The organism is Maribacter sp. R77961 (assembly GCF_044594925.1).
GTDB lineage: Bacteria > Bacteroidota > Bacteroidia > Flavobacteriales > Flavobacteriaceae > Maribacter.
This window is the reverse complement of record NZ_CP138991.1, coordinates 3744396-3769132: the sequence shown is the minus strand read 5'-3', so window position 1 is coordinate 3769132 and position 24737 is coordinate 3744396. Positions and strand designations below refer to the sequence as shown.

Sequence of the window (24737 nt, the reverse complement as noted above, 5' to 3'; positions counted from 1 at the left end):
TACGTTTATATAATTGTTGTGTACAATTTGACGAGAAACCAACTAATCATTAATGAACAAAGACATTCAAGATATATTTTCACGAAATGAGGTGATTGATAAAATTGCATTTCTGAATTGGAGAATGGAAAGTGGTGACATTGTGAATTTGTTTAATCTTGGTGATGGTTATTTCGATTCAGCTATAATTTTGTGTGACAGATGTCTATCCAAAAACAAAGGGAAAATAGCCGACATTTTGATATTTCCAATTTTTATGAATTTCAATCACGGAATTGAACTTTATTTAAAAGGTTTAACACTAACATTAAATGAATTATTGAAAATCGACATCAAGATAGACGGAACTCACAACCTAAACCAACTGTTTTCAGTATTGAAAGCGAGAATAAAAGATTTAGATGGACAAAAAAAAGCAAATGAGATAGTAAAAGACAATTTCAATCTTCGAGAGTATCTGAATGAACTAACAACGACATTAAATCCGAATCAAAAAAACGATAAAATGGATTTTTCAAGATATCCTTTCACTAAAAAAGAGGGAAATCATTTTTATGTTGATACTTGGAATAATATTGAAGTTGACCTAGAAAATTTAAAGAATAGAATTACTATCATTTATCAAAAACTTGAACAATACGCTGACTACTTTTACTATGAAAGATTACAAGAAAACAATTAAAAAACTGTACACAACAAAGTATATAAAACACAGCTAATTATTGCTAAACCGAAAGGTTTGTGCATATTTAGAAAGACCGCCAAATTTTTAAATTTGGCTTTTAAAATAGAAAAGATAAAAACAAAATATAAAAATTCAGCTCTGTGTTAATCCGAAAAGTTAGTGTCTTTTTATACGCTATGTTTCATACACTAACCGTTGGCATTCATACTGAAAAATCTCATCACAATTGGAATTTGGAAATATAACTATAGAAGATAAGTTAGGGAAGGAATACACGGAACACAAAGTTTTCGCAGAATTGACTGGCTATTCTGATTTCTATGAATCGTTGTCTTTTTATATTATGAGTTGGATGCCTCAGGGAACAAAGAGTTTTACGAATTTAGATACTTACTCAATATCATCCATCAAAGGAACTATCAATTCCATTAGTGAAATTTTGAGAAAGGGACGGATTAATGATGCCTACGCATTAATTAGAAAATACTTTGATTCTACTTTTATAAACATCTATACAAACCTTTACTTACAGGACAATTTTAGTCTTGACAATTTCATTGTTAAGCAAATTGATAATTGGAGAATAGGAACTGAGACTATTCCTGAATACAGGATTATTTCAAAATATATCAAGGATTCAGAATCTTTAATGCCTATTACTAACCTTTTATTAAAAGATGATAGATATAAAAAAATCAGAAAAAGATGTAATGACAACACGCATTACAATTTCTTTCACAATATGTTATTAAACGACAATGAGATACACAATCCAAATAGAATAAAATATCTGGACGTTATTTCTTTTGACATTGAATCGTTATTTATTCAACATTTCGCATATCTTTTTTATATAAACGACCATTTTCTTATGTCAAGTGACTATTCTGATAGCATGGACTTGGGAATAACACCTGAGGAAGATTCTAAATATTGGGTTGCACAATTCATACAAAAAAAATATACAAAACTAATTGTGGTTAAAAGACCTGACATAGCAGCAGAAATAAAAAAGAATTCTAAAATGCAACTTGAATAAAAAAGTACGAAATGCCAACAATACCTGTAGCAAATAGGGCAAAGGTGTTTAATTCAAAGGTTTGCGTATTTTTATGTAGTCGCAAAATCTTTAGGATTTTGCTTTGGACAAGAAAAAGTAACACAAAATAAAAAGCTTTTGCTACGGGGCGTGGCGCCAAGGGAACCGTTGCTCTAAAACCGCACTACTCTTAGCTCAGGCTTTACCAAACAGTTAAAATATGAGATATAATTTAAGCCGACATCTTTTATTGAAAAAATTATCGGAAAAATATATCGCTCATAAGGATGATAATGGTGACGGAGCGGACAGGATCGGACTCAAGCTCCAGGAAATTGACGAGATTTTAGGAACTCGAAAAGGAGATAGAGACCTGATAATATCGGAATTGGGGAATTCAAAGGAAATTCATGCTTTTGACATAAACGGAAAAGGGTTTTTCATTACACCTTCAGAAGGATTAAGTGCCTTGAGTGAAAAAAAATATCTCAATCGGAATAAGGAGATAATCAGAAGTTGGTTAAAAGATTTCGTACAAATATTTGTTCCCATAGCTTCTCTGACAATAGCAATACTCGCATTGTGGATTAGGATGGGAACTCTAAATAAGGAACATGTTAATGACATTGAAAAACTAAATTCTAGATTAGAAATTTTAGAGAACTCTAAAAAGGATAAAGGCAACGAATTGAAAACTCAAACGATGGATTTAGAGGTTGATTCACTAAGATAAAAATGAACTGAACTAAAACAGAAAATGGAAAAACCGTTTGGTAACAATGTATAAAATCAATGCTTGGGTAGTTTCTAATTTGCAGCACCGTGTGTACTTTGTTACGGCGGATTTTCCAAAAGGAAAATCCACGCGCACAAAGTCGCACTAATCTTATACGAACCGTTAGCAATAATTAAACAACAATAAGATGAAAACAATAAAGAAAATCATTTTTGTAATTATCTCAATAGCTTTGACTGGTTTTTCATCCTGTGAAAACGAAGATATAAAACCCGAAACCGAGTACTTTTTTACATTTAAAAACTCAACTGATTCGAACATTGAAGAGTTTAAAATTCTAGTTCAATTTGTTAGAGTGTATGAAATTAATGGAAATGAAGAATCAATAAATACCATTTATATTGGCGGAGTGGATTTGACTTATTCAAAAAATGATTTCAATGAAGAAGTATTGGCGTTCAAAGCGAATAACGATTTATCGAAAGCAGTTGCCTTTGACTTTGGATTTGATTCTAGTTCTTTAATTGTTGATGGACTAGAGTTTGGTTATAATTTACTTGAAGTCGAAAATTCATATAGAACTGAAATAAACGGAGAATTGTCAAACGAGAATAATTCAAAATTGACTTTTGAACTGGATTTGGAAAATGGTCTAATCAAGGACGAAAACGGAGATTATAAATATCTGGAAAAAGTAAACGTGAAAGAATAACTATTGCTAACAATGGTAACCGTGGCACAAGCCACTAATTAATAAAAAAACGAGTGATTACAAGCATCTTTAAGGGGGCTTTGGTTTTGTATTCTTTAAATCCTTGACGGCACGAGCCTAAATCGTAACACTTTTAAAAAAATAAAAAAGGATAGCGCTGCGCTATCCTTTTTTATTGGTGCTACTCTTAAGTTTGGTATCTTGTTGGAAAAATAGGTATAAACGTACCTAGGTACCTTTATACAATTGTTCTGCCCCATTTGAGGAAACTATGAAAAAGGCTTATTTCAATCTAATATTTTTGTTTTTAATCGTGGTTTTGATTTCATTATTCGTGAATAGCGGATTGGAGATTACTGAAACTAAAACAGAAACTATGGCTTGGAAAAGCGGAAAATTTATTATGACTGATTTGACTAAAGTAATCGGAATTTTATTAATCCTGACTTTACCAACCTACGTTTTCTTAAAGAGGATTTATTACTCAAAAAACGAGAAGAAATGAGTTGGGACATTGTACTATTTAATTCAAGACAGAAAATAAATACAGTTGCGGATTTGGATGAAAACCAATTGGAACCGACTGATTTTAAAGGGATTTTGGAAAGCTCATTTGACCAAATAAAAAAGGATGTCAATCACCGGGAAATATTCGGAACTGATTTTCGGATCGATTTTTTTGCCGACAACGAACATTCGAGCAATTTTATGCTTTCAATAAATGGAGAAAACGGACTTTATGAATTGATTGAGTTGTCTAAAAAGTATAACTGGCAAATTTACGACTCTGGAATCGATGTTATGATTGACTTAGAAAAACCCGAGAAAAACGGCTATAAAAATCATAAGGAATATATCGAACAAATTCTTAATAGAAAATAGATGGTATATACTATCAAATTTTGGCTGTTTACCGTAATAATCTCGCCGCTTTTATTAGCATTAATTTTAGGTGTCATTATTAATGATACCAGTTTCAATAGTATATTAAATTCTTCCGAAATACTATTTGTAATGATATTAGTAGGTTTGATTTCATCAATACCAGCGATGGTGATTTTCGGATTAATTAAACGACGTTTAAATAACAAAGTTCCGGACTTGAAAAAGAAAAAAATCTTATCTTTTTATTTCTTTTTATCGGTCTGGATTACATTCTTTATAGTAGATAAGGGGTTTATAATAAGATGGTCGGAACAAACTATATGGGTATTAATTTATTCCTTGACAATTGCGCTAGGTATTTGGATTTTCAAAAGTTCTGCGAATGGACTAACGGAATAAGAACGGTCTACAAATAAACCTAAACCTAATGCGGACTTTAGGGCTAAAACGAAAGGTCTGTATATATTTATAAAGTCGCTAAATTGAAAATTACGCCATAGTGAACTATTTAAAATTAGCTTTCGAACAAAAAAGAAAAAGTAAAACAATAAGCTTTAGCTTAAGCGTTGTGCTTAATTTTAGAAGTGAGAAAAATTACCCCAAGCAAATTAATGAGTTGAACTTTTGATAATAGAAATAGAGAAAATAATTATGAAAGAAATACTTGAAGAATATGCATTGATTGCAGAAATCATATCAGCCCTTGCTGTTATCATTTCATTGATTTTTGTTGGGTTACAAATAAGGAGTAATACAAAGGCAACACAAGCTTCAACATTTCATGAGATTGCGGCCTTAGATATTCATATACTTCTAAGTTTAGGTGCTACAAAAGAGTCATCAAGAATAATTTCAACTTTCCGAATGAATCCGGATACCCTAACCGAAGAAGAACAAAATCATGGTTTTCACTTATTTGCAGCGGAAATAAGGCACGTTGAGAATCTATTTTTGCAGAACGAAAACAAAATGTTGAGTAAAAAAAATTGGGAATCTAGAAAATCATTAGTAGATGGAATGGTACTAACTCCAGGCTTTGGAGCACTTTTAGAAAGTCCGAATAAACAATTTTTTGACGGCTCTTTTATTCACTACGCAGAAAGTTTAAGAAAAGAGCACTTAAAAAAGGATGGCGATTTTGAAAATAAAAACCAAGAACAATAACGGTAACCGTTACGCAAGTGCTTAACTCTTCAAGAGACAACACTGTTTAAAACGTTCTAAGAGGCTTTTTACTTACTCAATCAGTATGGGAAGATGAATTTTTTTAAAAAAGCGGGCGTCCAAAAAGTCTTGATATCTCCTTTCCGTCCCATCGAGCGAAATCGAGATGAATTAAAATCAGATGATTGAAGTTCTCGACTTCGCTCGAATTGACAGCAATAGCCACTTTTTAAACCTCCTCTTTTTGTTAAGTATTATTTTAAGTTTGGTATCTTGTTGGTAAAATAGGTGTAAACGTACTTAGATACGTTTATATAGTTGTTACCCAACATTTTAGAAAATCGAAATATTTAAGAAACATATCGAATCTCAAAAGTCAATTTGCAAAAAATATAACTCTGACTTTAAGCCAATTGACAAACAACTGTTTGTTGGATTAGGAACTGATTTAGAATTTGAACCAATAAACGGGTTACGCCATCCCGAACACGGAACAATGAACGGCTGGTATATTTGGAGCGGAGAATGGTCAGACTCTGCTGATTTTTTCAAACCTATCCACGCTGAACATTTAATCAAAATGCAACCTGAAATTATTAAATATCTAAGTCTTGATATTGGATTCAGATTCCAAATCGATACAAAAGGATATGAGGATGTATGGTTTGATAAAAAAATAACTCGATTGGAATAAATGAACTTAAAAGTATGGCGCGGATGGACATCACTCAGACGCAATCTTTACGCAGATGGACTTGCCAATCTGAATGTAACAACTAACTCAGACGGAAAAAACGTTGGCTAACAAAAGTAACCGTGGCACAAGCCCTAAATTCTGAATAAAACAGCTCCATTTAAGCCTTTTTAATAGGCTTTTTACTTACTCAAGCAGTATGGGAAGATGAATTTTTAAAAAAAAAGCGGGCGTCCAAAAAGTCGCGATTTCACCTTCCCGTCCCATCGATTGGAATCGATATGAATTAAAAGTCAGGCAATTATTGTTCTCGACTACGCTCGAATTGACAGCAATAGTGCCTTTTTAAACCTCCTCTTTTCGTTCAGCATTATTTAAGTTTGGTATCTTGTTGAGAAAATAGGTGTAAACGTACCTAGTACTTTTATATAATTGTTAGTAACAAGGCAAAACAAACAAAATAGCTTTAAATTATTTTATGCAGATATTACATATTATCGGAAATGGATTTGACCTAAATCTAGACTTGAAAACCAGTTATAAAAGTTTTTACAATTACTACAAGAGCATAACTTCTGAGAATGAAAATGTAATCAAGTTAAAAAACAACATTTCAAAAAACCTTAAGAATTGGGCAGATTTAGAACTTGAATTGGGAAAATATACCGAACAATTAGACTCTATTGAGGAATTTGATGATATAACCTTAGATATTGGAAAGAACCTTGCAAACTACCTTTCGCTAGAAGAAGAAAAAATCAATAAAGGAGAAATTAATTTAAACAAATTCTTTGAAGATTTATCCTTTCCTGAAAGGATGTTTCTTCCAGCTGATAAAGAAAAGTTACTGGCTTTCAAAAAGAAATGGGTAAGGCATCAATGGAACGTGAATATTTTCACTTTTAATTACACCACGGTTATTGAAAAACTACTCGGAGATAATCAAAAAAATGTCTTACTTGGAACTCATTCAAACAACGTAGGAATAAAACTAACAGAAGTTAGGCACATCCACGGGTTTTTAGATAATGATATGGTTATTGGAGTTAATGACATGTCACAGATAAAAAACATCTCTTTTCATGAAAATCAGGATATATTAGAATCAATTGTTAAGACAGAGTGTAATCGAGCGAACAGAAATAATATAGACAGGCTTTTTACCAATAGAATTAACGCCGCACATTTAATTTGTGTTTTTGGCTCATCACTTGGAGATACTGACAGGAAATGGTGGGAATTAATTGGAGAAAAGCTCAAGACGGACACTAGATTAATTATTTTCACAAAAGGCGATGAAATTTTGCCAAGAACTAGACATTTATCAGCCCGAAAAGAAAGAGCTATAAAAGAGCTGTTTCTAAAGAAAACTAATTTGAGTGAAGAAGAAAAAGAGTTGGCAAAAGAAAAAATTTACGTTGGTCTCAATACAACAATATTTGATGGTATTGTCAATTATAATTGAATATAAATAAAGCCCAGTTGCACAACAAAACCCATAGCAAATGGGCATAAAGTGCTAAATTTATGGCTTGGGTTTATCTACTAAGTCCGCCAAATCTTTTAATTTGGATTGTGACTAAACCGAAAGAACACGGCTTACCGCCAGACCTACTTTTCTTTTACAAACCGTTGTGCAACATTTTGACCAAAATGAAAGTTATAGTCTAAAACAAATATTTGTACATTTGATTTGTGGATAAAATTGGCGAAATAGAAATCCGAGTAATAGGGAAATCTGGACATAAAAATTTAAGTCCTGACAACTATGACATTAAACAAATTGCGGCTATACTGCAAAATATTGAGGATTTGTTATATCCCAATAATAAGAAGGACAGACCTATTATAACTTATGATATTGAAGAAGGTTCTGTAAAACATAAATTCAAGACAACAATACAAGCCGTTATTGGTTTTAGCGCTATTTTATCTCAAGTTCAAGCTAATAATTCAATTGACTTTCTAGAGCTTAAAACCGCTAGGGCAATTGAGAATATTCAGAATTTATCTCGACAAAAGAATTACGAATTTCAAATTAAAACTTCTTTAAAAAATGAATACGAATTAACCATAAATCCTTCAACCAGATTTATACAAACAGAAGAAACTTGGGTTGAGGCAGAACTCTACTTTTATGGTATTCTGAGAGATGCAGGCGGAAAGAGTAAAGCAAACATTCATCTGGACACTCAAGATTATGGTTATTTAGCAATAGAGACAGGACAAGAGTTTCTAAAAGAAAGAGAAGAAAATTTACTTTACAGAAGATTTGGAGTAAGAGCAGTTGGATTGCAAAATCTTGAAACAGGAGAGGTGGACACCAAGTCATTAAAACTACTGGAGTTAATAGATTATAGTCCAAAATTTGATGAATCCTATTTGAATAGTCTAATTGAGAAAGCAAAAAGTAGTTGGAAAAAGATTAATCCGGATGAGTGGCTAATTGATTTGAGAGGTGGTTATGAAGCATAGTGTTCTACTTGATACCAGTTTCTTTATTCGCTTGTTAAATGACGAGGACAAGCTTCACAATAATGCTCTTGGATATTACAAATACTTCTTAGAAAACGAAATCACCCTAAAAGTTTCAACAATAACAATAGCAGAATACTGCGTATTGGGCAAAATAACAGATTTACCATTAACTAATATTCAAATATTACCATTTAATCTCAAAGAAGCGCAACGCGCAGGGGAATTTGCTAATATACTCTTTACAGAAAACAAAGTAAGCATAACGAATCTTCATCCTAGAGCAATTATACCAAACGATTCTAAGTTATTTGCGCAAGCAGATATTGATAAGACAATAATACATTTCGTTACTTCAGATGTTCGGTCGAAAAGCACATTGAAAATGCTTAAAAATGGACTGATACCTAAGTTTGAAATTATCAGCATAGACGTGCCATTTTCCGATACTTTTGGAATTTTGGACCTATAAAACGTCGCGCAACAAAAGCAATAAGGGCTTCGGGCTTAATCGCAGGGTCTACGTATTTTTATAATGACCGCTAAATATTTTAGATTTGACTTTTTAGCGGAACAAAGAAAAAACCATGACCAAAATTAATATTCAAGGGCTTCAGTGGGACGAAAAATCTTCCTTTCAACAAGGCCCGTCAAAAGCACCTGCACTTATACGCAAAGCATTGTATTCGGACTCCATGAACCTGTATTCCGAAAGTGGCATTTCTATTGAAAATGATGGTGTTATCGATAAAGGAGATTTTAAGATTGCTTCTTATTTTGATATTGAAAAGAGAACCCAGGAACATTTGGCATCGGGAGCTAAACTACTCAGTTTTGGAGGAGACCATTCGGTGACCTTCCCTATCATCAAGGCCTTTCATGAACATTATCCAAAATTAGATATCCTGCACATTGATGCTCATGCAGATTTGTATCACGACTATGAAGGAGACCCTTACTCCCATGCGTGCCCGTTTGCGCGTATTATGGAAAATGGTTTTGCGGTAAAACTGGTACAAGTGGGCATACGCACCTTAAATCCCCACCAAGCGGAACAAGCTACAAAATTTGGAGTGGAAATTCATGAAATGCGCAATTTAGACCTGAACAAGATTCCTAAATTCCATAATCCCTTGTATATATCCTTGGATATGGATGGTTTTGACCCGGCTTGTGCACCAGGAGTTTCACACCATGAACCAGGAGGCTTATCCTCTAGGCAGGTAATTAATCTTCTTCATGGTGTGAAGGCGAACATTGTGGGTGCGGATATCGTAGAATATAACCCGGACAGGGACCTTAATGACATGACCGCCTACTTAGCGGCTAAAATGACAAAAGAGCTGTTGGCCAAGATGATGGCGCAATAGGTTTTCTTTCCGTTTAAAAACCACTACATTAGTCAGAACAATCAACCTATAAAAAATGTCCAATAGCTTAACTACATATGTGAAACTTCACAAGGTTTCGCTAGTGTTGGCCTTTTTGAGTATTGTCTTCTATTACACCTTTGCCTATCACCTAGAGCGAACGGATTTCGTAAAATTAGTGACACTTTTCGCGGCACTGTTCTTCCTTTGTTATAAACTCGTCCAATTTGAAAAATGGAACTTTCGATTTCTGTTGGGGATAGGAATACTTTCCAGATTGGTCTTTCTGGTCGCAGAGCCCAACTTATCTCAAGATTTCTATCGTTTTATATGGGATGGGCAATTGGTCCGTAACTTACAGAACCCGTATTTAAATGTTCCGGACACACTAATAACGCAATCAAATCTAGTCATTGCCAATGCCCAGCAACTCTACGAGGGTATGGGAAGTTTAAGTGCGCGGCATTTTAGCAATTACCCGCCTTTAAATCAACTTTTCTTTGCTATTGCCGCTTTCTTTGGTGGAAAAAGCATCCTAGGCTCCATTATTGCTCTCCGCGGCATTAGTATACTTGCGGATATTGGAATTTTCTACTTTGGTCGGAAATTATTAAAAAACCTCAATCGTTCGCCCCACCTTATATTTTGGTATTTCTTAAATCCTTTGGTCATCGTAGAACTTACGGGCAACCTTCATTTTGAAGGGGTAATGCTATTCTTCTTTGTATGGGCCCTATACTTACTATCGCTGAACAAATGGCAATGGGCAGGCGTTGTTCTGGCCTGTTCCATATCCGTAAAACTGGTTCCTTTATTGTTTCTTCCATTGTTTCTAAAACACTTCAATTTTAAGAAAAGTATCCTTTTTTATTTGATAATCGGGGCGACTTCCCTTTTACTATTCGTACCATTCTACTCCCCAGAATTTATACACAATTACTCAAAAACCATAGGGCTCTGGTTTTCTAACTTTGAGTTTAATGCAGGACTCTACAATGGTATAAAACAAATAGCGATTCAATTTGACGCCAAGCCGTGGGAACTAATTAAAACCTACGGTAAACTAACGCCTCTAATAACGATAGCCACCGTACTACTATTCACTTTTCTACGAAAGAACCAGGACCTCAAGGTCTTACTTTCTTCTATGTTGTGGATACTGACCATTTATTATTTTATCTCCCCGACCGTGCATCCTTGGTACGTGATTTTTCTGGTGACACTGACCCTATTTACTACCTACCGCTACGCTTTATTGTGGTCGGCAGTCATCGTTTTAAGCTATTTTGCCTATGCCCATGCCGATTTTAAGGAGCATATGGGGTTAGTTGCCATTGAATATATTTCAGTCTACGCCTATTTGATTTATGAAATTATTATGCATCGTAACAAAAAGTGAAGTTTTTGTAAAATTATTCGGCTGACTTAGGATAATTCAATATTAATTGTACATTTACCTTCTAATGAAAGCAAAAGCACACATAACGACTTCTAACTGGACCATAGTTCCGGTACGTTCTTTTGTTCCCGTTCGCCGCCGCCCGTAAGGGTACTATACAATTTATGGAAATAGGTGAGTCCATTTCCGCACAGACACAATCATATTTTTTTTATCACTTAAAAGCCAATAGCAATGAAACTAGTTGTTGCTAACGAATCACATTTTAAATACGCCCATATCATCTGCGATACTATTGGAGAATCTGCCAAAGTTCGGGGTACGGGCATCGCCAAGCGAACACCTGATTATATTCAGAATAAGCTACAAAACGGTAATGCCGTCATTGCTTTGGACGGTGAGACCTTTGCAGGATTCTGTTATATAGAGATTTGGGGACACGAAAAATTTGTCGCCAATTCCGGTCTTATCGTTCATCCTGATTATAGGGGACAAGGACTTGCCAAAAAAATTAAGCAGCGCATCTTTAATTTAAGTAAAGAGAAATTCCCAGACGCTAAAATATTCGGTATTACTACGGGATTGGCAGTGATGAAAATTAACTATGAATTGGGCTATAAGCCCGTGACCTTCTCCGAACTAACGGACGACCCAGAGTTCTGGAAAGGCTGCCAAACCTGCAAGAACTTTGATATTCTGACCAGAACAGAACAAAAAATGTGCCTTTGCACAGGTATGCTGCACGACCCAAATGCAAAACCCGCAGTAAAAAAAGACAACGTAAATAGTAAGGCCTTTACAAGGCTAAAAAGTATAAAAGAGCAATTGCTCTTAAAAAAGAAAACAAAATGAGTAAACTAGTTTTAGCATACAGTGGCGGTTTAGACACTTCCTACTGCGCAAAATATTTATCACAGGAAAAAGGATATGAAGTGCACGCCGTCAGTGTAAATACAGGTGGATTTTCTTCAAAAGAGATTAAAAGTATAGAGGAGAAAGCTTTGCAATTGGGAGCTACTTCCTATACTTCTATAGACGCGGTACAGACCTTCTACGAAAAGGTAGTGAAATACCTCATTTTCGGGAATGTTCTGAAGAACAACACCTACCCTTTATCTGTAAGTGCGGAGCGTATTGTACAGGCTATAGAAATTGTAAATTACGCTAAGAAAATTGGGGCTAGCCATATAGCACACGGTAGCACGGGCGCAGGTAATGACCAAGTGCGTTTTGACATGATTTTTCAAATTATTGCCCCAGAAATAACAATCATCACCCCTATTCGAGACAATAAGTTATCGCGCGAAGCGGAAATCTCCTATTTGAAAGAAAATGGCGTGGACTATTCTTGGGAAAAGGCAAAGTATTCTATAAATAAAGGCCTTTGGGGAACATCTGTTGGTGGCGAAGAAACACTTACCTCGGAAAAACCTTTACCGGAAACCGCTTATCCTAGTCAACTACAGGAAAAAACACCTTCCGAGGTAAAACTAACTTTTGAAAAAGGAGAGCTGGTTGCCGTAAACGGGGAGAAAGATACCCCAATAAACAATATTGAAAAGCTAGAATCCATGGCTTCCAAATATGCGATTGGCCGGGATATTCATGTGGGGGACACGATTATAGGTATTAAGGGTCGTGTTGGTTTTGAAGCTGCAGCAGCACTTATTATTATTAAGGCCCACCATTTATTGGAAAAGCACACCTTAAGCAAATGGCAGCAATTCCAAAAAGAACAGCAAGGAAATTTTTACGGCATGCTCCTACATGAGGGGAATTATTTAGACCCTGTAATGCGAAACATTGAAGCTTTTTTAACCGATACGCAAAAAACGGTTGCTGGAGAGGTTTTTATAAGTCTGTACCCGTTTCAATTCCGTTTAGATGGCATTTCATCACCTCATGATTTAATGAACGCTTCTTTTGGTAGCTACGGAGAAATGAACAAAGGCTGGACGGCCGATGAGGCTAAAGGATTTATAAAAATACAGTCCAATGCGAGTAAAATTTATAACTACGTCAACGATAATTTATAATTCAAATACCTAATAGTTTCCCTCCTAATAAGGAGGGATTAAGGGAGGTGTAAAACTCAGCCTAAATAAATTAGAAAAATGATTAAAGCAGGTATTATTGGTGGTTCTGGATACACGGGTGGTGAACTCATCCGAATACTGTTGCAGCATCCAGCAACGGAAATCGACTTTGTATTTAGCACCACTAGAACAGGAAAGAAAATAACGACCGCACATCCAGACCTACTGGGAGTTACCGAAATGGAATTTACCGGAAATGTAAACCTGAACGTGGATATCGTATTCCTTTGTCTTGGACATGGAAATTCAACCAAATTCCTGAACGAAAACAATTTTTCAGCTTCGACCAAAATTATTGACTTAAGCAATGATTTCAGGTTACAGGCCGATGCCAATTTTGATGGAAAACAGTTCATTTATGGTCTTCCAGAACTACACAAATCTAAGATAGAAAATGCCGATTATATTGCAAACCCTGGCTGTTTTGCAACCGCAATTCAACTAGCACTGTTACCACTGGCCAAAGCCAAAAAGTTGACTACCGCGGTCCATATCAACGCAGTAACCGGCAGTACGGGCGCAGGTGTGAGTCCGTCTGCTACGTCGCATTTTAGCTGGAGAAACAATAACGTAAGTTGGTACAAGCCATTTACCCATCAGCATCTTGGAGAAATAAACGAAAGTTTAAAATCGCTACAAACGAATACTTCGGAGTTATTCTTCCTACCCAACAGAGGAAATTTCACTAGAGGCATATTGGCAACTGCCTATACCGCCTTTGAGGGGAGTTTAGAAGATGCACAAACACTATATAAGGATTTTTATAAAAGTGCCATATTCACACAAGTAGCCAGTGAACCCATACATCTAAAGCAAGTGGTAAATACCAACCAGTGTCATATTCATTTACACCTACATGAAGGCACTTTGTTAATTACATCGGCCATTGATAATTTACTAAAAGGTGCATCGGGACAAGCTGTACAGAATATGAATTTGATTTTTGGACTAGAAGAAGATTTGGGATTGAATTTAAAAGCAGGTGTATTTTAAAAGCTTAAAGTCGTGAATACCTTTCCCTCCTAGAAAGGAGGGACTAAGGGAGGTGTAACAAACCTTAAATAAAGAACGAAAGGGAAAATAATATAAAAGGGGAAAATGAAAATAGCAATTATAGGAGCAGGAAATTTGGGCTTATCCATAGCCAAAGGAATTTTGCATAGCAACGGCGCCACTAGCATGTACCTAACAAAAAGAAATCTTAAAGATATTCAGGATTTTGAAAAGTACGGAAATGTAACCGTGACCCAGGACAATAGAGATGCAGTCCGTAATTCCGATATTCTGATTTTTGCGGTACAACCCGGACATTTTGCAAAAATTCTGGAAGACGTAAAGGATTTACTTTCTGATAACCATGTTCTCATTTCTGCGATTACAGGATTTAGTATCGAGCAAATTGAAAAACTAATAGGCCCGCAACAGTACATTATCCGAAGCATGCCAAATACAGCTATTTCCGTTGGCCAATCCATGACCTGTATCTGTAGTAATGAAATGGGTAAAAAGCGAATAGATTTGGCCAAGGCCATTTTTAACCGCATGGGACATACCATGGAAATTCCTGAAACTCAAATGCAAGCTGCCACGGTTATTTGTGCAAGTGGCATTGCCTTTTGGATGCGTTTAATTAGAGCTACCACCCAAGGCGCAATACAATTAGGTTTTGATGCCAAAGAAGCTCAGGAACTGGCCATGCACACCTGTAACGGAGCGGCAAATTTGCTTATTGAATCTGGTAATCATCCAGAAGAAGAAATTGACAGGGTTACTACACCCATGGGATGTACGATTCAAGGTCTGAACGAAATGGAACATCAAGGGTTAAGTTCTTCTTTGATACAAGGCGTTGTAGCCTCCTTTGATAAAATCACGGAGTTTAAAACAAAGTAAGATGCTCCAGAAGCTAAAAATAAAACGATGAATTTATTTGATGTATATCCGCTCTATGATGTTACTCCGGTTTCTGCCAAGGGAATTGTAGTTACTGATGACAAAGGCCAAGAATACTTGGATTTTTATGGAGGTCACGCCGTAATTTCCATTGGACACGCACATCCGCACTATGTAAAGCGTTTAAAAGACCAATTGGATAAAATAGGATTTTATAGCAATGCCGTTCAAAATCCGCTACAAGTGCAACTGGCCAATAAGTTAGGAGTACTTTCAAGCTGTGAAGACTATAATTTATTCTTATGTAATTCTGGTGCGGAAGCTAATGAAAATGCCTTAAAAATGGCCTCGTTCCAAACAGGAAAATCTAGAATAATCGCCTTTAAAAACGGTTTTCATGGGCGTACCTCGGCGGCTGTAGCTGCAACAGACAACTTGGCCATTAACGCTCCCTTGAACAAACAGCAAAAAGTAACCATTATCCCTTTGAACGACATCGATTCCTTTAGGATAGAAATCGAAAAAGGAGACGTGTGCGGCGTAATCATAGAGGCTATACAAGGCGTGGGTGGTTTGGATGAACCTACTACATCTTTTTACCAAGAAATAGCACAATGCTGCAAAGCGCATAATGTTGTTTTAATTGCGGACGAGGTACAATCCGGTTTTGGAAGAAGCGGTAAATTCTTTGGTTTTCAACATCATAATATTACGCCAGCGGTAATTAGTATTGCCAAAGGTATGGGCAACGGATTTCCTGTGGGTGGGGTTTTAATTCATAAAAGTATTGAAGCAAAATACGGAATGCTAGGCACCACTTTTGGTGGAAATCATTTGGCATGCGTAGCGACAATGGCCGTTCTTGAAGTTTTAGAAAAAGATAATCTTATTGCTAACGCAAAAACGCTGGGCGACTACTTCAACAAAAAAGCAGCTGAAATTCCACAAGTAAAAAGGGTGAAAGGACGCGGATTAATGTTGGGATTGGAATTTGATTTTGAAGTTTCTGAATTGCGCAAAAAACTTATTTACAATCAAAAACTATTCACAGGGGGAGCAAAGGACAAACACGTGCTTCGTATTCTCCCTGCACTGAACATCACCAAAGCACATATTGATACATTTTTCAACGCTCTAAAATTAGAATTATAGTGAACAAGCAACTGAACATAGCACAGCGGAATGCCGTCTTAACTTCAATGATTAAAATCATTGAAGCAAACAAAGATGCGCTATTAGCTGCCAATAAGACTGATTTGGAGAATTATTCCGGGGATGACATTTCTATGCGAGACAGGCTAAAAGTTGACGCTAGTAAAATTGCCGATATGATGAGGTCGTTAAAAGAACTGACAAACGAGGCAGACCCCTTAAATATAGAACGCTTTAACTTTACCCATGAGAACGGAGTACAGGTAAGCAATAGAACGGCTCCTTTTGGCACCATTCTCATTATTTATGAATCTAGGCCAGACGTGACTATCGAGGCGGCAGGCATCGCATTTAAATCGGGTAATAAAATCTTATTAAAGGGAGGAAAAGAATCGCTTAACAGCAATTTGGTCTTGGTAGATTTATGGCATAAAGCGCTTCAAGAAAATAATTGTGATACCCATTGGGTTTCCTATTTACAGTTTAACCGAACCCAAACTCAAGAATTTCTAGAAAAACCCTCAGAAAAGTTAGATTTAATAGTACCTAGAGGCGGAGAACAATTGATTGCCTTTGTAAAAAAACATGCTACCTGTCCTGTTATTGTAAGCGGACGCGGAAACAACTTTGTATATGTTGCGGCTGAAGCCGATTTACAAATGGCTTTGGATGTTATTATTAACGCCAAAACCACGAAAATATCTGCCTGTAATGCACTGGACAAGGTTTTAATTGCAAGAGATTTACCGAGAAAACAAGAGTTCTTGCAGCAATTGACACAAGAGTTAAAAAAACGGGAGGTAGAAATTCTTACCGATTCAAAATTGAAAGGATTGGACGGCACTTCAGAAATAGAAGCGGAATCTGTTTGGCATGAAGAGTTTTTGGACTACAAAATTGTACTAGGTCAGGTTCCCGACCTCAACGAAGCAATAGCTTTTATAAACCAATATAGCGGCGGTCATTCTGCCGCAATCATTACCCAAAACAACGAAGTTGCGGCAAATTTTATGAACAATGTAGATTGCGCTGCGGTGTACCATAACGCCTCTACACGTTTTACGGACGGAGGTCAGTTTGGACTTGGTGGAGAGCTTGCCATTAGTACCGACAAATTGCACCAAAGAGGGCCAATTGGCCTGCAACATTTGGTAACCAACAAATGGTACGTAAAAGGAAACGGACAAACGAGGTAACGATGGCTAAGAAAAGAATCTTATTAAAAATTGGCTCAAACACCTTGACAAAGGAAACGAATCAAATATCCCGTGGAAAAATCGAGGATATTGGTCGGCAAATTGCCAAATTAAAGGATGATTATGAATTTATCATCGTAAGTTCTGGGGCTATAGCCGCTGCCAAACAATTCGTAAAATTGGAACACAACGGTAAAGAAATTAATGTAAAACAGGCCTTGGCGGCTATAGGACAGCCACATCTAATGCGAATTTTTCAAGAAAATTTTAGGGAATTGGGCCTTTTTACATCGCAATGTTTGTTGTCCTATTCTGACTTTGAAAAACCGGAATCGCAAGAAAACATTAAAAACACCATTAATGTATTGGTTGCCAATAACTTTATACCCATCATCAACGAAAATGATACCGTTGCTACGGATGAAATTCAGTTCGGTGATAATGACAAACTTGCCGCGCTAACTGCTGCCTTACTTCAAGTAGACCTATTGCTAATTGCTACCAATACAAATGGCATTTACACTAAAAAATCTATAGAAAATGGAACTGCCGAAACAATTACAGCCGTTTCAAATATCAATGATTTAAAAAGTGAAATAAGTTTGGAAAAATCCTCTCACGGCACTGGCGGAATGCATTCCAAAATACAAGCCGCCACAATAGCCCAGCAAGCATCCATTGAAACTTGGGTTATAAATGGGTTAAAAGATAATTTTATAGTGGATGCGCTGAAAGGTGTGTCTAGCCATACCAAAATATTGAAGTAATGAAAAACTACATTTCTATAAATGACATTGACCACTTGCCCAGTTGGGTTAAAGAGGCTCGTACTCTTAAAACCAACCCTACAGCTTATAAAACCTTGGGTAAAGAAAAAACGCTTTGCCTTTTGTTCTTCAACAATAGTTTAAGGACCCGTTTAAGCACGCAAAAAGCAGCCATGAATTTAGGAATGGAAGTCATGGTCATGAATTTTGGGAGTGAAGGTTGGCAATTAGAATTTGAAGATGGCTCGGTCATGGACCAAGGCAAATCTGAACATATAAAGGAGGCTGCTCAAGTAGTTTCTCAATTTTGCGACGTTGTGGCCATCCGTGCTTTTGCATCCCTAACAGATAAAGAAAAAGATGAAGCAGAGGTTGTTTTAAACGGCTTTACAAAATACGCCTCGGTTCCTGTTATAAATATGGAAAGCTCTATAGGCCACCCTTTACAAGCGCTGGCAGACGCCATTACTTTGGAAGAAAATAGAACTAAAACAGAACCAAAAGTTGTGCTTTCTTGGGCGCCGCATCCAAAGGCATTGCCCCACGCCGTTGCCAATTCCTTTATAGAAATGATGCACTTGCAAGAAGCGGAATTCGTAATTACACATCCTAAGGGTTATGAATTAAACCCTGAAATCACTAAGAATACTAAAATTGAATACGACCAAGAAAAAGCCTTACAAGACGCAGATTTTGTCTACGTGAAGAATTGGAGCAGCTACACCGATTACGGAAAAGTCCTTAAGCAAGATGTAGACTGGATGATGACGAAAGAAAAACTAGGGAACGCAAAATTCATGCATTGCTTGCCGGTTAGAAGAAATGTTGTGGTAGCGGATGCCGTCCTAGATAGTGAGCAATCTCTGGTTATTGAGCAGGCCAATAATAGAACATTTGCAGCGCAAGTAGTTTTGAAGAAAATTTTGGAGGACAATTAAAAATTTTTAACACCTCCCTCAATCCCTCCTTATTAGGAGGGAAGCAAAAGGTAACAGTTTTTACCTCTAAAAAGAGGGGGATTGAGAGGTGTGTAGTTAAAGCATAAAATGAAACAGAAACTATCAATAGTAAAAATAGGTGGTAACGTCATCGAAAACAAAGATGCACTTGCAAAATTCTTAGCGCTTTTTGCTGATGTAATAGGACCTAAAATACTGGTTCATGGAGGAGGAAAATTGGCCACACACCTGGCCACTAAACTAGGTATTGAATCAAAAATGGTCGATGGCAGGCGTATTACAGATGAAGAAACCTTAAAGGTAATTACCATGGTCTACGGTGGGCTTACCAACAAAAATATTGTTGCCCAGTTACAAGCAAATAACTGCAACGCCATTGGACTAAGTGGCGCAGATGGCAATACCATTAAAGCACATAAGCGTCCTGTAAAAGAGATTGACTATGGTTTCGCTGGTGATGTAGATAGTGTAAATAGTGACATAATCTCAAAACTTTTAGAAGCAGGTTTAACGCCGGTATTTTGTGCAATGACCCACGATGGTAAAGGCCAATTACTAAATACAAATGCGGATACCATTGCCTCGGAACTAGCCATAGGAATGAGCGAAATTTATGAAATCACACTTTATTATTGCTTTGAAAAGAAAGGTGTTCTGAGCGATATTACGGATGAAAATTCTGTAGTACAACACATTGATTCAATAAAATACAAGCAGTTATTGAAAGACGGAATTATCGCTGACGGCATGCTGCCGAAACTAGAGAACTGTTTTCATGCTTTAAACAAAAAGGTTAACAAAGTGTGCATAGGAAATACCACAATGTTACGACCTGAATCCAAATTATTCACTACGATTACATTATAAAATGAAACAGATCAATTTAACAGCCAAGGCAATAGATTTATTAAAAAAATTGATTTCCATACCATCTTTTTCTGGTGAGGAAGATCAAACAGCAGATGCTATCGAGAATTGGTTTAAAGAATATGATATTCCTTTTGAAAGAAGTCGTAATAACGTTTTTGCCAAGAACAAACATTGGGATGACGGTAAACCTACCCTCCTTTTAAACTCCCACCACGATACCGTAAAACCTAACAAAGCATACACTAAAGACCCCTTTCATCCGCATATAGAAGATGGAAAATTATACGGTTTAGGAAGTAATGATGCCGGCGGCTGTTTGGTCTCTTTAATTGCTACATTCACTCATTTTTATAATGCTGAAAACCTAAATCATAATATTTTAATGGTAGCCTCCATGGAGGAAGAAAATGCAGGGCAGCATAGTTTAAGGGGATTACTTCCCAGTTTGCCTAAAATTGATGTCGCTATTGTAGGAGAACCTACCTTAATGAATTTGGCCATTGCAGAAAAAGGGCTGGTTGTTTTTGACGCTATAGTTAAAGGAACACCTTCGCATGCAGCTCACCCCAACGATGATAATTCTATTTATAATACTATTGAAGTCTTGGAATGGTTCAAGAATTACAAGTTTCAAAAAACCTCTGATGCCCTAGGCGATGTAAAAATGACGGTGACCCAAATAAACGCGGGAAGCCAACACAACGTAGTTCCTTCGCAAGTAGAATTGGTTATTGATGTGCGTGTTAACGATGCGTATACTAATAAGGAAATTGCCGACATACTGAAGTCTGAAGCACCTTGTAAAATACAAGAAAGAGGATTAAAATTAAATTCGTCCAAAATTGACAAAGACCATTCTTTAGTGCAATCAGGTATTGCGCTGGGCAGAACTACGTATGGTTCCCCTACCCTATCTGACCAAGCCGCATTAACCTGCCAATCTTTAAAACTTGGACCAGGAGATAGTACCCGTTCGCATTCAGCAGATGAGTATATTTACGTGCACGAAATTGAAGAGGGGATTGGTTTGTATATTAAAATATTAGAAGGGTTCCTGCACTAAGCGTGCGGCTAATTATTAAAAAATAAAAGATTTCAATCAAGAAATTATAGTATCGTAATTTAATTTGATTTTTGAACTTGAAAGTAACGGTATTTGACTTTTTAAACTGGAATAATTAAACAGATTGAAACAGAAACCATTTTACTAATTACTACATAAGAACCACTTAAAACTACTTAATGAAACTCTGGGATAAAGGCTTTAGTACCGATAAAAAAATAGACCATTTTACAGTAGGTAACGACCGAGAACTCGATTTGCATTTGGCAAAATACGACGTCATTGCTTCAAAGGCACATGCAAAAATGCTAGGAAAAATAGGTTTACTAAGCCCCACCGAAACAGACGATTTGGTAAGGGAACTCAACGCCATTGCAACCAGTATTAAAAACGGCGATTTTGTTATTGAAGATTCTTTTGAGGATATGCATTCCAAAATTGAATTTATTCTTACTGAAAAATTAGGGGATACAGGTAAAAAAATACATACGGCGCGTTCTAGAAACGACCAAGTTCTGGTGGCTATGCACTTGTATTTAAAGGATGAGCTTAAGACCATAAAAACGGAGACTAAAAACTTATTCGATGTTTTGATATCCCTAGCTGAAGCACATAAAGAAGTGCTTTTACCAGGGTATACGCATTTGCAAATTGCCATGCCATCATCCTTTGGCTTATGGTTTTCCGCCTACGCAGAAAGCTTGATAGATGATTTGTATTTTATTGATGCTGCCTACAAAGTAGCAGACCAAAATCCATTAGGAAGTGCTGCGGGTTATGGCAGTTCTTTTCCTATAGACAGAAGTTTTACGACCAAAGAAATGGGTTTTGAAACTCAAAAATTTAATGTAGTAGCTGCTCAAATGGGACGCGGTAAAGTAGAAAAAGCAACTGCTTTCGGTATGGCAAATATCGCCGCTACGCTATCCAAAATGGCGATGGACATCTGTTTATATATGAGCCAGAACTTTGACTTTATTTCATTTCCAGATGAGTTGACGACAGGCTCCAGTATTATGCCGCATAAGAAGAATCCTGATGTTTTTGAATTGGTTCGGGGAAAATGTAATAAACTGCAATCCATTCCTAATCAATTAACACTTGTCATTAATAACCTCCCAAGTGGTTATCACCGAGATTTACAGTTGGTAAAGGAAATTATAGTTCCAGCAATTCAAGACATGAAGGCTTGTTTGGAAATTCTAACGTTTAGTTTAAAAGAAATACAAGTAAATGACGGTATTCTAGAAGACCCCAAATACGATTACCTCTTTAGTGTAGACACCTTAAATGAATTGGTACAGAACGGAATGCCTTTTAGGGATGCATATAAAAAAATGGGACAAGAAATAGAAGCTGGTACTTTTTCTCCCAAACGCGATATTGAACATTCTCATGAAGGGAGTTTGGGCAATTTGTGTTTAGAGGAAATCCAGAAAAAAATGGATAATCTTTAAAGTTTACCCGTTAGACCAGTCTATTCTAAAACTTCAATACCATATGGCTCTTGAATGCTATATTCTTGCGGATAAAAAACTCTCCATAAAATCATAAGGATGGGTAACAATACAATAGCTATGTAAATTACTTTATGTACGCTCCGTATCTCCTTAACAAACCACAATTGTATAAAAAAAACGGCAAAACAACCTAAACTAAGTATGCCGCAAATAATACTGGAAAAGAAGGTTCCCAGACCATCTGGTCCTGCATCCGCATAAAAGAGGAAATAGTAACATAGTCCTGCAAAAAACAATGTCAGTACCGCTAAGATTGAAGAAACTCGTTTCATTCTTTCCATTAATTTTGTAGAAATACAAATTTAAGTAACCAACTTTTAAGTTATTTCACGGTTTACAGGGTGATTTTTATCACAATTTACTTCTAGTTTTATGTAAACTACCAAAAAGTTTGGAATTCATAGTCTCTCCACATATATTTAAAGAACTAACCATTGTTTCCCGATACATGCGCAGCATCCTGTCACTAGTTTTCTTAGTGTCTTGCTTTATGACTTATGGTCATTTGCAAGAACCCTCTGGAAAAGACTCCTTAATCCTTTCAAAAGTGAATTTTTACCTCAATAAGCTTCAAACGGCTTATAATAATGGAAATTATGAAAGTCATAAGCTTTATAGCGATTCTCTTTTTACAATATCCAAAGAAAAAGGGTTGTCAAAATATCAGATTTTGGGTATGGTTAACCAAGCCGTATTTTACAATAATAGGGGCGAACAAGATAAATCGATTCGTTTATATAGGGATGCCTTGACCCTGACCGAAGACATACCAGAAGACTACAGAACAAAAATCATTGTTCTGGTCAACTTAGGCAATGTGTATACCAATATTGAATCACATGACAAGGCTATAGCTGTCATGAACGAAGTCCTTACTATGTTGGATAACTTTGAGGACAATCCAAAAATCAGAGCTGCGGCATACAATGGTCTCGCCAATAATCACGAAAGTCTAGCTGAAACGGAAAAATCCCTAACCTATCATTTTAAATCTAAAAAGCTAGGAGAGGATATCGAAAATGAGTCTATTATAGTAACAGCGTTGAGTAATATCAGTGATACTTATTTGAAGCGAAAAGAATACGAAAAAGCTATAGACTATATCAAAAATGCACTTTCCATGCCATACGCCCAAAAACCAACAAAAAAAAGAGCTTGGTTACTTTTAAACTTGGGAATTGCCGAACAACACCTAGGAAGCAATACTGATGCTATTAAATACTTTAACGAAGCTCAGGAATTAGCGGCAGATAAAGAATTACTTGAAATTGAAATGAAGGCCTACAATCAACTGGCACTAGCTTATGAAAAAATTAACGATTCAAAGAATAAACGTAGTGCCAATGAAAAATTCTTAGGCCTACAGAACAAGATTTTAGAAAATCGCCAGAGTGCTACTAAGATGGATTTGAAAGAAGACATTGCCTCGAAGGACGAAATCATAAAATCGAATGAATCCGTTATTTCGGGGTTACTTGAGAACAAGAATAGGCTACTTCTATGGAGCATAGCATTTGCCTGTATTTTAGGAATTGTCTCTTTTTCTTTCTTTCTGAATAAAAAGAAGTATCAAAGAGAACAGCTTTTATTGCAAGAACAATTCTCTGCTCTTAGGGATAACTATCAAAATGAAAATCAGAATACCAATTCAGACCAAGTTGGATCTTTTCAGACGAAAGTATCTGTCTATAAGAATTCGTCACTAACGGAAGAGGATTTTGTGAGGTATAAAGCACAGCTTTTAAATCATATGGAAGCGGAAAAACCTTATCTAAATAATGATTTATCCCAGTCTGACCTCGCTGAGCAGTTGGGCATTAGCAGTCATCATTTATCGGAAGTGCTCAATAGTGGCTTTAATCAGAATTTCTATAATTTCGTTAACTCCTATAGAGTTTTAGAAGCACAGAAACTTATGGATAATGACACCACCAAAGAGTTTAAAATTTTAGCCTTTGCTTTTGATGCTGGCTTTAAAAGTAAGACTTCTTTCAACAGAGTTTTTAAAACCCATACCGGACTGACTCCATCCGAATATCGAAAAAAAGTCCAGTCATAGCCC

General features: G+C 36.2%; 24 protein-coding genes. 23 read left to right on the top strand and 1 reads right to left on the bottom strand.

What is annotated here, in order from left to right; all coding sequences use genetic code 11:
- Positions 1–52: 52 nt before the first annotated feature.
- From SJY09_RS16160 to argH, 22 genes are all read left to right on the top strand, one after another.
- Positions 53–682 (top strand): hypothetical protein, encoded by a 630-nt coding sequence (locus tag SJY09_RS16160; protein ID WP_396636738.1) that lies wholly within the window; start codon positions 53–55, stop codon positions 680–682.
- Between the two features lie 229 nt (positions 683–911).
- The gene (locus tag SJY09_RS16155; protein ID WP_396636737.1) at positions 912–1724 is read left to right on the top strand and encodes a hypothetical protein; all 813 of its coding nucleotides are present in this window, start codon (positions 912–914) and stop codon (positions 1722–1724) included.
- Between the two features lie 220 nt (positions 1725–1944).
- Complete coding sequence (locus SJY09_RS16150) at positions 1945–2457, top strand: hypothetical protein (protein WP_396636736.1); 513 nt, start codon at positions 1945–1947, stop codon at positions 2455–2457.
- A gap of 190 nt (positions 2458–2647) precedes the next feature.
- Complete coding sequence (locus tag SJY09_RS16145; protein ID WP_396636735.1) at positions 2648–3172, top strand: hypothetical protein; 525 nt, start codon at positions 2648–2650, stop codon at positions 3170–3172.
- A 501-nt stretch (positions 3173–3673) separates the two neighbouring features.
- Complete coding sequence (locus SJY09_RS16140; RefSeq protein WP_396636734.1) at positions 3674–4054, top strand: hypothetical protein; 381 nt, start codon at positions 3674–3676, stop codon at positions 4052–4054.
- A 654-nt stretch (positions 4055–4708) separates the two neighbouring features.
- Complete coding sequence (locus tag SJY09_RS16135; protein ID WP_396636733.1) at positions 4709–5221, top strand: hypothetical protein; 513 nt, start codon at positions 4709–4711, stop codon at positions 5219–5221.
- 1172 nt (positions 5222–6393) lie between these two features.
- A complete protein-coding gene (locus SJY09_RS16130) occupies positions 6394–7380 on the top strand; it encodes an AbiH family protein (protein ID WP_396636732.1) in 987 nt (328 codons plus the stop codon).
- A 230-nt stretch (positions 7381–7610) separates the two neighbouring features.
- Entirely contained in the window at positions 7611–8390 is a 780-nt protein-coding gene (locus tag SJY09_RS16125) for a hypothetical protein (RefSeq protein ID WP_396636731.1), read from the top strand.
- Positions 8380–8862 carry a hypothetical protein gene (locus tag SJY09_RS16120; RefSeq protein ID WP_396636730.1) on the top strand — a complete coding sequence of 161 codons (483 nt, stop codon included), beginning with the start codon at positions 8380–8382 and terminating at the stop codon, positions 8860–8862. The genes SJY09_RS16125 and SJY09_RS16120 overlap by 11 nt, the downstream gene beginning before the upstream one ends.
- 115 nt (positions 8863–8977) lie before the next feature.
- Positions 8978–9760 carry an agmatinase gene (speB, locus tag SJY09_RS16115; RefSeq protein WP_396636729.1) on the top strand — a complete coding sequence of 261 codons (783 nt, stop codon included), beginning with the start codon at positions 8978–8980 and terminating at the stop codon, positions 9758–9760.
- A gap of 55 nt (positions 9761–9815) precedes the next feature.
- The gene (locus SJY09_RS16110; RefSeq protein WP_396636728.1) at positions 9816–11159 is read left to right on the top strand and encodes a mannosyltransferase; all 1344 of its coding nucleotides are present in this window, start codon (positions 9816–9818) and stop codon (positions 11157–11159) included.
- A gap of 234 nt (positions 11160–11393) precedes the next feature.
- Positions 11394–12011 (top strand): GNAT family N-acetyltransferase, encoded by a 618-nt coding sequence (locus SJY09_RS16105; RefSeq protein ID WP_396636727.1) that lies wholly within the window; start codon positions 11394–11396, stop codon positions 12009–12011.
- The gene (argG, locus tag SJY09_RS16100) at positions 12008–13195 is read left to right on the top strand and encodes an argininosuccinate synthase (protein WP_396636726.1); all 1188 of its coding nucleotides are present in this window, start codon (positions 12008–12010) and stop codon (positions 13193–13195) included. The genes SJY09_RS16105 and argG overlap by 4 nt, the downstream gene beginning before the upstream one ends.
- A 78-nt stretch (positions 13196–13273) precedes the next feature.
- On the top strand, positions 13274–14248 hold the full coding sequence (gene argC / locus SJY09_RS16095; RefSeq protein ID WP_396636725.1) for an N-acetyl-gamma-glutamyl-phosphate reductase: 975 nt from the start codon (positions 13274–13276) through the stop codon (positions 14246–14248).
- Positions 14249–14353: 105 nt separating this feature from the next.
- Positions 14354–15148 carry a pyrroline-5-carboxylate reductase gene (gene proC, locus SJY09_RS16090; protein ID WP_396636724.1) on the top strand — a complete coding sequence of 265 codons (795 nt, stop codon included), beginning with the start codon at positions 14354–14356 and terminating at the stop codon, positions 15146–15148.
- Between the two features lie 27 nt (positions 15149–15175).
- Complete coding sequence (locus tag SJY09_RS16085; protein WP_396636723.1) at positions 15176–16300, top strand: aspartate aminotransferase family protein; 1125 nt, start codon at positions 15176–15178, stop codon at positions 16298–16300.
- A complete protein-coding gene (locus SJY09_RS16080; protein WP_396636722.1) occupies positions 16300–17496 on the top strand; it encodes a glutamate-5-semialdehyde dehydrogenase in 1197 nt (398 codons plus the stop codon). The genes SJY09_RS16085 and SJY09_RS16080 overlap by 1 nt, the downstream gene beginning before the upstream one ends.
- 2 nt (positions 17497–17498) lie before the next feature.
- Entirely contained in the window at positions 17499–18263 is a 765-nt protein-coding gene (gene proB / locus SJY09_RS16075; protein WP_396636721.1) for a glutamate 5-kinase, read from the top strand.
- Positions 18263–19201 (top strand): acetylornithine carbamoyltransferase, encoded by a 939-nt coding sequence (locus tag SJY09_RS16070; protein WP_396636720.1) that lies wholly within the window; start codon positions 18263–18265, stop codon positions 19199–19201. Before proB ends, SJY09_RS16070 begins: the two co-directional genes overlap by 1 nt.
- A 108-nt stretch (positions 19202–19309) precedes the next feature.
- Positions 19310–20089 (top strand): acetylglutamate kinase, encoded by a 780-nt coding sequence (gene argB, locus SJY09_RS16065; protein WP_396636719.1) that lies wholly within the window; start codon positions 19310–19312, stop codon positions 20087–20089.
- Between the two features lies 1 nt (position 20090).
- Positions 20091–21155 carry a M20 family metallo-hydrolase gene (locus SJY09_RS16060; protein ID WP_396636718.1) on the top strand — a complete coding sequence of 355 codons (1065 nt, stop codon included), beginning with the start codon at positions 20091–20093 and terminating at the stop codon, positions 21153–21155.
- 179 nt (positions 21156–21334) lie between these two features.
- Positions 21335–22612: an argininosuccinate lyase gene (gene argH, locus SJY09_RS16055; RefSeq protein ID WP_396636717.1), complete on the top strand. Its 1278-nt coding sequence runs from the start codon at positions 21335–21337 to the stop codon at positions 22610–22612.
- A 20-nt stretch (positions 22613–22632) separates the two neighbouring features.
- Here the strand turns inward: argH and SJY09_RS16050 are convergent, their stop codons facing one another.
- On the bottom strand, positions 22633–22956 hold the full coding sequence (locus SJY09_RS16050) for a hypothetical protein (protein WP_396636716.1): 324 nt from the start codon (positions 22954–22956) through the stop codon (positions 22633–22635).
- Positions 22957–23066: 110 nt separating this feature from the next.
- On the opposite strand from SJY09_RS16050, the gene SJY09_RS16045 reads away from it, so the two are divergent.
- Positions 23067–24734, top strand: coding sequence for a helix-turn-helix domain-containing protein (locus tag SJY09_RS16045; RefSeq protein ID WP_396636715.1), 1668 nt, complete (start codon positions 23067–23069; stop codon positions 24732–24734).
- Positions 24735–24737: the final 3 nt, after the last annotated feature.

Bases quoted from the DNA above. Each gene is read 5' to 3' on its own strand.
- SJY09_RS16160 (WP_396636738.1), top strand. From the start codon at position 53: ATGAACAAAGACATTCAAGATATATTTTCACGAAATGAGGTGATTGAT.
- SJY09_RS16150 (WP_396636736.1), top strand. From the start codon at position 1,945: ATGAGATATAATTTAAGCCGACATCTTTTATTGAAAAAATTATCGGAA.
- SJY09_RS16145 (WP_396636735.1), top strand. From the start codon at position 2,648: ATGAAAACAATAAAGAAAATCATTTTTGTAATTATCTCAATAGCTTTG.
- SJY09_RS16140 (WP_396636734.1), top strand. From the start codon at position 3,674: ATGAGTTGGGACATTGTACTATTTAATTCAAGACAGAAAATAAATACA.
- SJY09_RS16135 (WP_396636733.1), top strand. From the start codon at position 4,709: ATGAAAGAAATACTTGAAGAATATGCATTGATTGCAGAAATCATATCA.
- SJY09_RS16130 (WP_396636732.1), top strand. From the start codon at position 6,394: ATGCAGATATTACATATTATCGGAAATGGATTTGACCTAAATCTAGAC.
- SJY09_RS16120 (WP_396636730.1), top strand. From the start codon at position 8,380: ATGAAGCATAGTGTTCTACTTGATACCAGTTTCTTTATTCGCTTGTTA.
- speB (WP_396636729.1), top strand. From the start codon at position 8,978: ATGACCAAAATTAATATTCAAGGGCTTCAGTGGGACGAAAAATCTTCC.
- SJY09_RS16110 (WP_396636728.1), top strand. From the start codon at position 9,816: ATGTCCAATAGCTTAACTACATATGTGAAACTTCACAAGGTTTCGCTA.
- SJY09_RS16105 (WP_396636727.1), top strand. From the start codon at position 11,394: ATGAAACTAGTTGTTGCTAACGAATCACATTTTAAATACGCCCATATC.
- argG (WP_396636726.1), top strand. From the start codon at position 12,008: ATGAGTAAACTAGTTTTAGCATACAGTGGCGGTTTAGACACTTCCTAC.
- argC (WP_396636725.1), top strand. From the start codon at position 13,274: ATGATTAAAGCAGGTATTATTGGTGGTTCTGGATACACGGGTGGTGAA.
- proC (WP_396636724.1), top strand. From the start codon at position 14,354: ATGAAAATAGCAATTATAGGAGCAGGAAATTTGGGCTTATCCATAGCC.
- SJY09_RS16085 (WP_396636723.1), top strand. From the start codon at position 15,176: ATGAATTTATTTGATGTATATCCGCTCTATGATGTTACTCCGGTTTCT.
- proB (WP_396636721.1), top strand. From the start codon at position 17,499: ATGGCTAAGAAAAGAATCTTATTAAAAATTGGCTCAAACACCTTGACA.
- SJY09_RS16070 (WP_396636720.1), top strand. From the start codon at position 18,263: ATGAAAAACTACATTTCTATAAATGACATTGACCACTTGCCCAGTTGG.
- argB (WP_396636719.1), top strand. From the start codon at position 19,310: ATGAAACAGAAACTATCAATAGTAAAAATAGGTGGTAACGTCATCGAA.
- SJY09_RS16060 (WP_396636718.1), top strand. From the start codon at position 20,091: ATGAAACAGATCAATTTAACAGCCAAGGCAATAGATTTATTAAAAAAA.
- argH (WP_396636717.1), top strand. From the start codon at position 21,335: ATGAAACTCTGGGATAAAGGCTTTAGTACCGATAAAAAAATAGACCAT.
- SJY09_RS16050 (WP_396636716.1), bottom strand. From the start codon at position 22,956: ATGGAAAGAATGAAACGAGTTTCTTCAATCTTAGCGGTACTGACATTG.